This window comes from Vibrio sp. 10N.261.51.A3 (assembly GCF_041471965.1).
Classification (GTDB): domain Bacteria; phylum Pseudomonadota; class Gammaproteobacteria; order Enterobacterales; family Vibrionaceae; genus Vibrio; species Vibrio crassostreae_C.
The window spans coordinates 1-12995 of the sequence record NZ_JBFRPK010000091.1; the positions used below are offsets into that span (position 1 = coordinate 1).

At 41.1% G+C, this 12995-nt stretch carries 12 protein-coding genes; 2 read left to right on the forward strand and 10 right to left on the reverse strand.

Going from position 1 to position 12995, the window contains the following annotated elements; translation table 11 throughout:
- Window positions 1–96: 96 nt before the first annotated feature.
- The gene (locus AB4371_RS19645; RefSeq protein WP_017060094.1) at window positions 97–1065 is read right to left on the reverse strand and encodes a tyrosine-type recombinase/integrase; all 969 of its coding nucleotides are present in this window, start codon (window positions 1063–1065) and stop codon (window positions 97–99) included.
- Window positions 1066–1165: 100 nt separating this feature from the next.
- Between AB4371_RS19645 and AB4371_RS19650 the strand changes: the two genes are divergently transcribed.
- Both AB4371_RS19650 and yciH read left to right on the forward strand, forming a co-directional pair.
- Window positions 1166–1534 (forward strand): DUF3319 domain-containing protein, encoded by a 369-nt coding sequence (locus tag AB4371_RS19650; RefSeq protein WP_372052244.1) that lies wholly within the window; start codon window positions 1166–1168, stop codon window positions 1532–1534.
- Window positions 1535–1537: 3 nt separating this feature from the next.
- Window positions 1538–1849 carry a stress response translation initiation inhibitor YciH gene (gene yciH / locus AB4371_RS19655; protein ID WP_008221404.1) on the forward strand — a complete coding sequence of 104 codons (312 nt, stop codon included), beginning with the start codon at window positions 1538–1540 and terminating at the stop codon, window positions 1847–1849.
- A gap of 366 nt (window positions 1850–2215) precedes the next feature.
- On the opposite strand, the gene AB4371_RS19660 is transcribed toward yciH, so the two are convergent.
- From AB4371_RS19660 to AB4371_RS19700, 9 genes are all read right to left on the reverse strand, one after another.
- Window positions 2216–2740, reverse strand: coding sequence for a hypothetical protein (locus AB4371_RS19660; RefSeq protein WP_372150531.1), 525 nt, complete (start codon window positions 2738–2740; stop codon window positions 2216–2218).
- Between the two features lie 64 nt (window positions 2741–2804).
- Complete coding sequence (locus tag AB4371_RS19665) at window positions 2805–3422, reverse strand: Abi-alpha family protein (protein ID WP_372150532.1); 618 nt, start codon at window positions 3420–3422, stop codon at window positions 2805–2807.
- Between the two features lie 83 nt (window positions 3423–3505).
- Complete coding sequence (locus AB4371_RS19670; RefSeq protein ID WP_372150533.1) at window positions 3506–4081, reverse strand: hypothetical protein; 576 nt, start codon at window positions 4079–4081, stop codon at window positions 3506–3508.
- Between the two features lie 217 nt (window positions 4082–4298).
- Window positions 4299–6500, reverse strand: coding sequence for an AAA family ATPase (locus AB4371_RS19675; protein WP_372150534.1), 2202 nt, complete (start codon window positions 6498–6500; stop codon window positions 4299–4301).
- Window positions 6451–6894, reverse strand: coding sequence for a hypothetical protein (locus AB4371_RS19680; protein WP_372150535.1), 444 nt, complete (start codon window positions 6892–6894; stop codon window positions 6451–6453). Before AB4371_RS19680 ends, AB4371_RS19675 begins: the two co-directional genes overlap by 50 nt.
- Window positions 6881–7348, reverse strand: a complete 468-nt coding sequence (locus AB4371_RS19685) for a hypothetical protein (RefSeq protein ID WP_372150536.1) — start codon at window positions 7346–7348, stop codon at window positions 6881–6883. Before AB4371_RS19685 ends, AB4371_RS19680 begins: the two co-directional genes overlap by 14 nt.
- Before the next feature lie 172 nt (window positions 7349–7520).
- On the reverse strand, window positions 7521–10028 hold the full coding sequence (locus AB4371_RS19690) for a hypothetical protein (protein WP_372150537.1): 2508 nt from the start codon (window positions 10026–10028) through the stop codon (window positions 7521–7523).
- Entirely contained in the window at window positions 10025–11584 is a 1560-nt protein-coding gene (locus AB4371_RS19695) for a hypothetical protein (protein ID WP_372150538.1), read from the reverse strand. The genes AB4371_RS19690 and AB4371_RS19695 overlap by 4 nt, the downstream gene beginning before the upstream one ends.
- 36 nt (window positions 11585–11620) lie before the next feature.
- Window positions 11621–12922: a hypothetical protein gene (locus AB4371_RS19700; protein ID WP_372150539.1), complete on the reverse strand. Its 1302-nt coding sequence runs from the start codon at window positions 12920–12922 to the stop codon at window positions 11621–11623.
- Window positions 12923–12995 lie beyond the last annotated feature (73 nt).

The window sequence follows — 12995 nt, forward strand, 5'->3', positions numbered from 1 at the left end:
CTCCTCCTACTCGATTTTAACGCTAACCGTTTTTACAAATATCGTTTTAACCATAACTTATATCAAAATAGTAATATCCAAGTAATCTGCGACCCGTCATTGCCAAGGTATTAACGCCTTAAACTTCATCTTCTCACTATCAGCCGTTCCCGTGAAACCGACATATTGAGCTGGCATTGCCGGGCTAAGCCAACGACCAAAGTCCTGAATCTCTCTCACCTTAAGACCTTGTTTCGACAACTCTTGTGCAGCACCAACACGAATCGAATTTCCAGAGAAATGGTGATTTTCTGGCAGTTGAAGTAAGTCGCTAGCTCTTCTCAATATCCTATAGATGGACGAATCATCTAAAGGCTGCAAACCAATATTCTCATGCTTGTCTATCGCACGAAATACTGGCAAGTCATCTTGTATACCAGTAAACGAAAGCCAACGTTGAAGTGCAACACTGGCTATTTGTGACAACTGATAAGCCGAATCTTTGACTGTTACTTGGTAATGATCTTCAACGTACTCAACATCACTCATCGATAACAACTTAAGCTCTGAGCGCTTTAAAGCACACTCGAACATCACGTTATAAATAGCAATGTCTCTGATCTCTTTCAGGTTTGCTTTCTCATGGGAGAGTAACGTATTCAAATCAGTGAGATGCACAGATGTCATAGCATTGGTTTGTTTAGCGTCACCGGCCATTTGAGATTGTAAGTGGAGTAGGGTAAAGCGAACTTGCCTGTGCTTGATCGGGTTAGCAAAGCTCAACACAGTATGTAACATGCTAAGCGTTGCAGTGTAACGTTTTAGCGATGCGTATTTTCTATCGTTAGACTCCGTTTCAAGAAAACGACGAACAGCGGTTATAGATGCGGGAAGTGTGTTAATACGATGTTTGGTACAGAACGCATGATAGCGATTCCAATCACTGTAAATGCCCAACAGTGAATTGCGAGAGTATTGAAATCCTGTCAACTCATCTATAATTTCTATTGTCGCGTTGCTGTTTAATTTTTCAACAAATGAATTAATTATCACAGAGTCAGTTAAAATAGGGACTTTTTTTCTCAAATTACCATACCTCGACAGGTGTTTTTACCATATTATGCTTGATATCATTATTAGTATACTTATGATTAATGCAGTGAAAACAGAAAGATGATTAATAGATATGGCTAATTCAATTTACCGAAGCGTCCATCTTCAATCGATAGATGCTAACAACACAGTTTGGCGTGCTAAGTTAAAAAACAACGTTATTCAGGGCAACCTAGCTGCCGTGAAAAAGAGTATTGATTGGTGGATTGATACCGCATCTATTATTGATCCAAAAGAATTCATATCATTAAATAAGTCGAGAGGAACTGGTGGCTCGACTGAAAACTTCAACGGCTACCAAATCAAGAATGACACCGGTGAGCCTAATGCGTGGTATTGCATGTTTAACGGTCGCTTAATCAAAGGCGGCAAGGTTGCAATCCAACGCCATATAGAAGCTTACTTACTCGCAAAACAAAAAGCAGAGCAACAAAAGAAGTAAATTATGAGCCTAGTATATTCAACAGAAACAGGTCGCATTAAGCCTGAAGAAGAGAAAGTCCAACGTCCTAAAGGCGATGGTATTGTTCGAATCCAAAAAGAAACCAAAGGCCGTAAAGGCAAAGGCGTTTCTGTCGTAACTGGCTTAGACCTAGATGACGCACCATTAAAACTAATGGCAGCAGAACTCAAGAAAGTTTGCGGCTGCGGTGGCTCAGTAAAAGATGGCAACATCGAAATTCAAGGTGACGCGCGCGACAAGATCAAAGCGCACCTTGAAAAGAAAGGCTACAAAGTTAAATTTGCTGGCGGTTAATCTCTAACTAATACCAGGGTTAAAATCGAAGATTATTATCACTGGTTATTAGGTATTTTATGGTAAATAGCCAGTTTGGTTAAATACACAGTATAAATTAGAGAATATCGGCACAATACAAAGGCAGGGCATCACACAAAGATACCTGCCTTATAAACATCAAAATCAATTTAACAAATCTACGAAGTTAACCCTGTACATGGTTGGTTGCCTTGATTTAAATTCAAATAAATCAACGCGTTAGAGCCTAATTCTTGAAGCTATCCTTTAGGTTTAGTACATGTACAACCAGTATTTTATGGTAAATTAACCAAAAAACACCTAGCATGTACATGTACATTTTCTCGCTCGTTTAAGCAAGTTTACTTATAACGGCGTGAACGTAAAGTTTGAATATTTACTATCAAATGAATACATCACTCGCAGTTCAAACTCTTCATTAATATCTATGCTATCTAAAGGGATCAAAACTAGATTCCACCACTGACCATTAGAGTCAGGCATGTTAGCAACTCCACTAACACTCCGAGTAATGATTTTTTTGCCGTTTTGAACTAAAAAAGCCTTAGCGTTGCCATTTGATACTGAGCTGATGGCTGAACCATAAATAGTAACTATAAATCTACCGTTCTTTGCTACAACAATGTTTGGGTCTCTCACTTCAACTTTAGCCAGCTCATTCTCTTCAGCTTGAAGCCTACTTTCAGACTCATATTTGAACTCTGTTATAATGCCTCTTTCAGTAGTCTCCCACTTGTATTGGGCATCTCCAATAACAATCGTCCTAGAAGATAACTCTCCAGTTAAAGTAGTCCCGCCACCGCCATCAGAAGTAGCAGCACACCCCACAAGCATTAGCATTAACGTTATAGCCGCTATTTTTTTTAACATGTTTTCCCTTCTATTTAATTAACAGCAAAGTATTTTGCTATGATTTAAGCTCGACTGCGATCTGTTAGTCTTCTGTTTGCAATACAACTTTGATGAAGTCTTCTCCATATAGTGTCAAAGACCTAACCCAATAATCATTGGGGTTTTTCGCAGAATTTTTTTCTCGGAATTCAATAAGCCCAAGGCGGGTCAAATTAGATAGTGATTTTTGAATATTATCTTCACTTGTATTAGGTTTTTTCTCTACTTTACCCCCAAAAACACAGTCGAGAACATGAGCATCAATTGCTGACATATCATTAATCACAGACGCGTAACTCGGGTGGATAAAATCTGCTAGTTCACTATCAGATGCGGAAACAAGAAGCTGTCCAAATAGCTTTTGAATGTCTTGTTCTTCAGCCGCGTAAGATACATTTTTTAAGACAATGCAACCAGTTCTTAGGCTCGGTTCTATACGGCGATTTTTTGGAATTTTTTTATACCCTTCAGAGAAAGTGGTTCGAAAAGTAACTAGCTTATTTTCTAAGTAATCCGCAGGCAAACCCACTAAATTCTCGCCGACTCGTAAAATGCTATCTGCGGTTCGACATATGGTGGCTATAGGTACTGTAATTGCGTCAACCACGTCCCCCTTAAGAACGAAACCATCTTTTGTAACACTGATCTCTTTATCAGACATAAGGTAATCCCCAAAATTGTTCATATAACGATATTGGATGGACAGGAAAGCTGACCAACCGAACCGTTAAACCTGAATAACATTCACTCACAGAACGAGTGTGGTGCTCCAGTTTCTTTACACCACAAATCTGTTGGTTTAGTTAACATATTACTTGCATGTATAACGAACCATTTTACTTTCCACAATTCATTCTTGATGTTATCTTCGACATAGTAATTAGAACCTGAAACTCTAGTGGTCACATCGCTAGCATTTGCTAGTTTTGTCATGAATTCAGGAGACGTTATAAACAGGTTACGCTCCCAGACTCGCACTTTCCCTGCTCCTAAAACCTCTCGCTGATCGTGAGTGCTATCAAATTGATAGACTTCACCATCAATATTGAAGCTCAATCTATCAACAAAAATCCAATCCTTACCTGCATATTCTGTTTTCAACACCCAGAAAATTTTCCCAGTTTCATTTCGTGTCGCTTCGAAGTTCAAACTTGCTGAGTTACTTAATAACAGTGTATCTGTGAAGTATGTAACGCTATTTGGCTTCATCAAATCAGGGTTCTTTAAATAAGCCTTGAAATCACTAGTAGAAGCAGACTTAGCAAGCACCATCGAAGAGAAGAGCAAAGCCATAGTGAGTAAGGTGTATGTTTTGAGCATGCTTAAACCTAATAAGAGCTAAAAAAGCTATAAAATCAATTGTATATCCTACGATACTTGATTTAGAAAATGTTAGTCAACCAGTACGTTGTTGTTTGGTGAAGACCTTCAAACCTGAGCTGCTTTATGGATCAGAATGGGTTTAACGCTATTGTTACACTTATGAGTTAACAGCACGCTGTGAACAGAAGAATTTTAATTAATTCACACATCATACTCAGGTACTATCACGCTCTTGTTCACACAAAACTTCTATCAAACTTGTGAGGTAAGTTTGCCTTTTTTCCGACGAAGACGGCCTTGAAATCGCTTCAACCATCGTTTTCTCTCTGCCTAGAATGACCAACTTGTCGGTAGCACGTGTTACAGCCGTATATATCCAACTGTTATCAACGAGCCATGCGTTGTCTTCTACTATTACCACTGCTGTATGATATTGAGACCCTTGAGCCTTGTGAAGTGTTATAGCATAAGCAAGATCCATATCGTAGAAATGGTCACAGCAAACGATATTTGAATCTTCACCATCCCCCCCTTTATCGACATAAATGGTCTCATTGTCGGCGTCATACTTGATGATTTTGCCTATAGTACCGTTCTGAACACCTAGTTCTTGATCATTTTTGGTGAAAATTATTGGATCGTTGACCTTAAAATATGTCTCACTGCCTCCCCATTGGATGAATGGGTTGCTGTTGACAGCACTTTGCACGGCAAGGTTGATAGCATCAGCCATTCGTTTTGTAGCGCAAATCACCTGCACCCCATCTGACATGTATTGAACGCATACTTTGGGGATGATTCTTGGGCTTGTTTCTTTGAATGTTATGGCTTTATAAGTAAGGAGCTTCGGCACTTTCTTAGCACGGATAGCTGAACTGTATTCAGGTATCCCTGTCACCTCATCTTGACGCTTAACCACATCGAGCCTTGTAGTGTAATAAGGCAGCGCCTCTATAACTTCACTGAGCACCAAACCTGCATCTATTGGTGCGATCTGCCCGTCATCACCAACTAGTAGGATTTGAGCATCGGATGGAACTTTAGTTACAATGTCATACATCATAGCGATATCGACCATTGAAGCTTCGTCTACGATAATGAGCTGCTGCTTCTCTAGGTCAATGTATTCTCTTGCGTGTAATAAGAACTTCGCAATGGTTAACGTGGGATGGTCTATCGATTCAAACAACTTCATAGAGGCTCTGCCGCTCAATGCCATTGGGAAAACCTGAAAGCCCAAACCAACGTAAGCTTCAACAATCACTCTTAAGACCGTTGTTTTGCCAGTACCCGCACCCCCGCATATGACAGAAAAAGCGTTGTTGGCAGCTTTCATGACTGCTTGAGATTGCTTCTCCTCAAGTGAAAACCCGAGTTTGGCCTTGGCTATTGCGACTTGGTCATCTATGTCTTCGCTTGGCTCTATAACTGTATTAGCTAGGTGCAATATACGCTTAGCTACCGTGCTTTCCATGATGTAGAGTGGCACAGAGTGAACGGTGTCAGTGACTTCGTCATAGATAATACCCCAGTTAGATTGGCTCTCTTGAAGTGCTACGAGTGCCTCTTGATTGTGACCCAGTTGAGTGAATATTTGGTCATACGTAGCATAGGTGTGGCCCTGCTTGATAAAATGACTCATAGCGTTCTCTACTAAAGCAATGAGTCGCCGAGGATCATTAATAGATACGTTAAATTTCTTTCTAGCTATCGAATCGACCTTGTCAAAAGCCATACCAAACGTCTGTAATATGTATGGATTCTGCTTTATGCCTTGGACAGTGTCGTTTGATAGGTGTCCAAATAGAGCTTGCTGTACTGAATGGGGTATCTCATGCTCAATGAAAAAAGAAGCGTACTTCAAGTTTTCGTATATCTTCCAACCTTCTTTTAGAGAAGGTACGTGCTTAGAAAACTTAGGATGGCACTCAACTTTACCGAGTTCATTACTGTTGAGCATATCAAAAAGGTCTGGGAACTCATTAAACAGTTCTGTAGACGTCACTTGTCCAATACCTTTGAACGCTTTGTTTTTGCCAATGAAATATTTTATCTCATTACCAATTAGAGAGAGCGTCATTTCAGAGTAATTTGGGTTTTTGAACGTGTAACGCTCTTTTTTCCATCCTTTTTCGACAACGGAATCACGTGAAGGTGAGCCAGTGATTTTCCATACCTGTCCTATAACGGGTAAGGTGTTGCATTTCGAAGCAGGCACTTTAACTTCAATGAAATAGGTCTTGGACTTGTCGGCATAGGGAAGTTCTTTCCTTATGTTCATGCCTCTAAAGTGAAGCATGGATTCTTCCAAGTTGTAGACTTGGGTAACACGTATATGCGTGCTGATTTTGCTCATTACTTGAGCGTCATTCTGTCCATCTCGCATTTGATAACCCCAATTTTGCCACTGTTTCACGCAGTTCTTTAAGTGTTTTGAGTTCAGCTTCTAGCTTACGGTTATCTGACTCCAATTTGGCGACCTTAGCTCGTAACCAACTGTTTTCTTGCATTAAAGGGGCATCCTTGGTCTCTTTCTTCTTAACCGTTAAAGATTTAGAACCAGTAGGTTTTTCGGCTTCATTGGGTAAAATTCCTTGAAGCCTAAGTTGCTCCTCGAAACCCTCTAGAGCGTCACACAAATCTTTTGCGGCCTTGTTCTTGTGGGGTGCTTTAAACGCACTTGCACCCATTTCACATTGAAGGCAAATCTCTGATTTATTGAGGTTCCCACCATAAATCATCTGTTTAAGTGTCATTTCAGAAACAGAGGCAGTCCAAGCATGGAATTTGTCTAAGTTACTCATCGTCATTGGATTCATCCTCTACATTCAGTTGATGTAACTCTCTTATGAGATAAGGTGACAAACATCGCTCTATATTCTTGACTGTGGTTTGCGCACGAATGACTTTGATCATGCTAAGGATGTTGGTCGTGTTTTGTTGAACCATGCGTCTAGACTCTTTGACTTGTTCAGTGAGGTTAGCATTAGCAGTCTCCAGTTCTTTTCTACTCATAGAGCGTGAAGTTTTGACACTCTCACCGAACGTTCCCTGCAATGAATCTACCTGCTCTTTGGCGAACGCTTCTATTAAGTCCTTACGACTGGTCAAAGTGGCTTTACTGCTTATTAGATCCTTGTCTTTAAGCCTTCTGTAGAGGTTTGCTTGAGTTATTGGAGAGCGCTCGTAGCCCTCATTTAGCATATCTATCAGCTCATGCTCGATTCTAGTATCAAGCGCTTTACCTTTGAGCTTTTCACTCATATTCGACTCCGAATGGTCTGGTATGGTATTGATGACACTCTGTGTAATCAATACCCCTTACTAGTTTGTTTTCTTGGGTTGCTGTTCAAGGAAAATAGTTGAGCCACTCATTGCGCTCGCACAGCTCACTATTCGCTAGGCGTCAACGATTTGCCTTGAGCAGCCATTGAAATTAATCGCTATCTTCTGAGATAGGGGTAGCGAGGAGTTCTTTTTTACGTTTGGACTCCAGTGCCTTCATTGCTTTTATTTCACGCTGAGCAACCGCAAATATCTCTGAGAGCATCTTCGGTTTACGGTTTTCATCCAGTTCCACCAAATTTATCGTTGTCTTTTCGTTGTTTAGAGAGTCAGATTGGCTCTCATGATATACGATATTTTCTTGGCGAGAGTGAAGCTCTCCAAGTATCTCTTCACACTCCTCGACAGATAGCTCACCAGTTAACTCCATCTGATTGATGACGGAAATTTGAGAGGTAATTCGCTCACCTAATTGCCTAATTTTGTAATCCTCATCAGATCTTCCAGTGAGAGTAAAGTAAGCACATGGTGAGCCATCTTGGCATTTCATGTTAAAAGGACATGAGAACGTTGAAAGTTTGCGCATACAGCTCCCAAGGTTCATTTCATGCAGATCTGAATGTGGGCGAACGTCAGCCTCTTTCTTTGCGAGTGATGACTTGTCATCCATTTCTTCTTCATCGATCAAGTCGAACAACTCATCAAACTCAGCGAAGACATCGCTTGAGCTGTTGCTAGACAAATCGACAATGAATGAGGTTTTATCTTTGCTTGTAGTCTGTGTGCCTAATGCTTGAGCGAATGCATTAGAGGTTTCGAGGCTTGGATTGATTTTGATGGAAGCTTCTTCCTTCACCGTTTCTAATGCTTTTCCCTCAGCCGCAAATTGCTTGGCATTACCAAACGATACCAACTCTGTAGAGATGGCTCGGTCTTCAAAGCTCAGGTGCTGATAGCTCTTATTGTGCTTGATATCGCGACGTCCCATGAACATGGCTTGAAGATGGTCAGACACATCGGCCAATGCATAAAATGTGTTGATCCCATGCCTTGGGCAGTGAGAGTACATCATGTCGATGTCACCATTCTCATCAGTCAAACCATATTTCGCAAAGACACTGCGCTCACGGTTGCCATCAACACCATATCCCAAAAATTTGCTGATCACATCTTTGTCAAATACTTGAGGGATGACTTTTAGAGCACCTTTTCGAGTAAGGTTTACACTCCCCAAAGGAAAGATAAATAGCAACTTCTCATAAGGAATACTAATTACTTTTTTAGTGTCTGAATCTGTATATCGCCAAATTAAATCAGACGAAGTTCCTTTCGTAGATTCCAAATTTGACTTGATAAACGAGTCTATATCACTAAAGTTGTAAAGCTTCTCTTTACTATTTTTCCCAGTATCGGTTTCTGAGTGAGGCGTTATTCCAGCTCCCGCCAACTTTTTACTAGTGAAGTCCCGCGCTGCGCTGCGAGTACCGTTGACAGCGGTTTTCGAATAGGACTCATAAACATCATCCAAAACTAAATCGAGGTTTGCGACTTTCGGGTGTAGCTCAATAACGTCGCTGTTAACATTTCCGCCCCATGTGTAAGGAAGAAGAGATTCAAACTCAATAGCTCTCAAGTGCTCCACTTGATGGCGAAGTTTCTCTGTGAGACATATCGTATCGACCACAATCTCATCGAGTAAATCAACTGCCAATGGCTCAAACCAATGTGTCCGAATACCTGCGTTTTTTTCGCCGCCATATTGAAGACCCACAAAATAGGTTGGTAGACCACGTTTCTCCATCGCATCCTTCGTGTCGGGATCGCTAATTTCAACAACTTTAAACCTATCATATCGAACGGTTGCTGCCTCCATATGTCGAAAGCCTGTTATCATCAGCAGCAACACGCAGTTCAGGACGATTTTTTCTCCATCGTGTTGAACCAAAGAACGGAGAGCAACGACATTTAAAAATGTCTGAATTGACAGGTTTTTTCCTTTTTCTTTTCGTTTTTTATCATCATTATCATCGTCATCGGTTATTTGTTCACCCTTAACTTGCTCAGTGTAGTTTGTACCAACGCTCGTTTGTTTTGTCTCAACCTCTAGTTCAGTTTGAGTGATACCTATATAGTTTAATTCCGTGGCAATTCGGTTTGCCAGAATGTAGTCATTAGATGCGTTTGATTTGGCTGATTTTCCTGTTCTGGATTGAGCGCAAAGGTCAACTGCTTCTTGGAGGTTCTCTGAGTTTATATTTACTGGGTGAGGCTCAATACCACTCATTAACATACGTACATAAATGCGTTTGAAAAGTAAATGCGTGTCTACAACAACCGACCCAGAGGCTTTTTTATCTCTGAACAGTGACACACAGTAAGCCTTGATGAACTCAGAAAAAGTGGAGTTGATTTCAATTGTGCCTAATTTTTTTTCGTCACTCTTAAACATGCCTTTCATTGAATTGGTTTTGGCATGACCAAAATTCACATGGCCTTTTGTGGTCGCAAATATGCCAAAGGAAACCCCACCAAAAGTCCATTCATTCGATTCCCAATTATATTTTTTACTACCTTGGTTAATTTCAGGTAGTAGCGCATCCTCGAAGAAAGACCTATTCAGCGAGATAAAGTTGGTTAATTGTTCGTAGTTCTGTTTCATAGAAAGCCACCTTCAAGACGGTTGATCACCATTTCTACTTCGTTTTTAGTCTGTGTTGCTGTCTCAATGAGAGGGTTGAGTACACCTTGACCTTCCTGTGATACATCAACCAAATCAATTAACTCTTCCTTCATGACATTTAGCACTTCTCGATGTTTTCTGATATCCCTGAACGGTCTGAAGTAAAAGCATCCATAGCAGCTACGTACTTTCTGAAGGTGACACTGCTTTTTGTGTCTTTCGCACCCTCCAACGCGCTTTATAAACTTGCCGCGAACGATTCCAGAAACGAAGCGTCCTTTCCACTGAGCCTCATCCACCGAATAGCCAGTCAACAACAGTCCAACCATGCCTTTCCAGACAGGATTCTGACCAAGCGCTTTGTGTTTTAATAGGGCTAGTTCAGGGGTTGCTTGAATGTAATGTCTAGCGGCAACATGACTAGCATGACCAAGCACCATTGCGATTTCTTCGGCTGACGCATTAAGCATTGCCATGCTATGCCCAATATTGTGCCGAAAGTCGTAGAGTGAGTATTCAGGTCTATCCATCCGCCGACTTGCTATTGCTATCAGCACATCTCTAGGTTGGATAAACAGAAGTGCATCGTTGAGAGATAAATGCATCTGTTTGGACAACGACTGCTTCTTATCACCGTTATAGGGATACAAAGTATCCCCATCTTCAATGCCAAACCGCTTCTTGTATTCATCAATAATACGCCCAATTTCACCACTCAACGCGACTGGGGTAGTTGAGTCCGTCACTGCACTTTGCTTAACCAATGGAAGCGCAAGTAAATACCGCTTTAAGCCAGTTTTACGATTCATTGCATGAAGTTTTACAGAGCGACCAAGCAACTTTGCAAACTGTTGGGGACGGCAGCCAACTGAATAAGAAATAGCGAGAATAGATAAGTCCTTCAGTTGCTTATCACCAAGAGATGAAAGCCCCTCAGGTGAGCCGAACTCAACCAAGCGATTGACTATCAGGTTTTTGAGGTGTGTCGGGAAGGACGCTTCAACGTCTTGATAAAGAAGAGACGGATCGCTGGTTGATGGAACAGGTAAATGAATCAGTGTCTCTAGATCATCGATGTCAAATTCAGGAAAGCCCATTCTGATCAGATATCGTGTCACTGACTTAACTTCAAAATATCCACTATTCCTTTCAGCGGCAGAACACACTTCAAGCCATTTGTAGACGGAGCTGAAAGACAAACTTTCCAAAGAACTTATAGCATTCTTTATATGTCTAAAACCTTCTTGCGTTAGCGGTGCTAGGTGTCCAGAGGCGTATTTTATTACCAATAATTTCAGCAGCTTGTTCAATTCAGGAGATAGGTCAAACCTAAGCACATGGATTCGTCCAAGTCGGGTAAACTCCCAACGGTTGCTTTCGGTTTTAATGTAACGCGTGTCATCTTGAGCCGCGATGTCGATTGACATCACAGTAGGCAAATTTAGGTCGTTATTAATAAAACCTACTTGCTCTGTCGTCAAGATTGGGGCGAGGCTGGGGCTGCTCGTTTGGTGCAGATGTTTTACATTACTCATTGTGGCTTCCTACAAGAAGATTTGTTTGTATTGGCTCTACCATGGGAGTTCTTCGTCAAAGTCATAAAGACCGAGTTCAGATTTAGGACTGTTGTAAACACGCATTAGCGTTTCATTGGCATTGCGTAACTCAAAACGTTTGGCATATTTCGAGGGCATAGTTGATTTGTCAGACCACCCACCAAGCAGTCGAAGTTGATCTCTCACTTCAGCCATTATGCCTTTGATATTGACCGCTCCAGCCTCTGTGAACTCTTCCTTAAGCTTGTGATATAGGTTCTCCATCGTACCGAAAGCCCATGTATGTCTGAGCCAGTGAGGGGAGATGCTTTTTGTTATTGATTCAGCATACTCAGTGTCGAAGTGGTCAGGGAAGTGACCCTTAAACGATTCTGTGACATCTTTGAACTGAGTCATCACAGTCGAGTAACTAGATGGCTTAAAGGGACTGATGCTTGATGAAAAGATAAAGTCATGTTTTGCGTCTGGCGTCCTAATAAAGTTGTAATAGGCCATTAAGTTTTTGTAGTCATTAGCACTAATGTGTATAAGTCGGTTACTGAACTTTGTCTTAATCTGGGGCTTGTTATTACGTTCATCTTCAATGGCAGAATCATCTAATGCATCATCGGATAGATTCCTAACACTCATTATCCAACTGTTCTCGACGGTTCGTGACTTTTTAAACGAGTTCTTTCGAAGGAGCAGGGACTCACCAATGCGCAATCCATATTTAACCAGTAAACTTGTTAACAGGTAATTTCGCATCTGAACTTCATAGGAGACAATCGGGTTGAATTTATTTGTTTCGATCAACTCCCATTCAATCGCGCCCGTTTTCTTGTTCTTTACAGGCTTCATCACATCTGGCTTAAGCACCTTGAAAAAGTCTTCGTATTGTTCTTCCGTCAAACTCTTCAAATCATCGAAATTGGCGGTAACTCTTGCGGCAGATTTACTGAATTTAATGAACTTTTCACGAGCCTCATTCAATCTTTCCACAGTCTCTGCTCTCAACCTGCGAAGGGTATTGCGATCCTCATCTATATAAGATGTCGTTAAGTAGGTTGAACTTAAGAACTTAATGAAGTTGCACACAACCATGCAGTGCTTAGCAGCAGTGCGTTTTTTCCTGTTGGTTTCTTCTGTTGTGGTAAGAGAAGATGGCAGTGTAGCGACATTGGTGATCTGCTTATCAGCGATCAGGAAGTCCCAGAATGTATCCAGCTCAACAATCAACGCTTCTACGTCTTGATAATCTGAACGATAGAAAGAGTAATCCAGAGATACGCCACGTTTCTGCAACCAAAAGTCATAGAACAATTTGACTGAGTCCATGTAAGATTTTTGGGTTCCAAGTTTATTTTTTTTTATTAGTTGGGACTCTAACCAACGAAACGAAAGTAGCGTT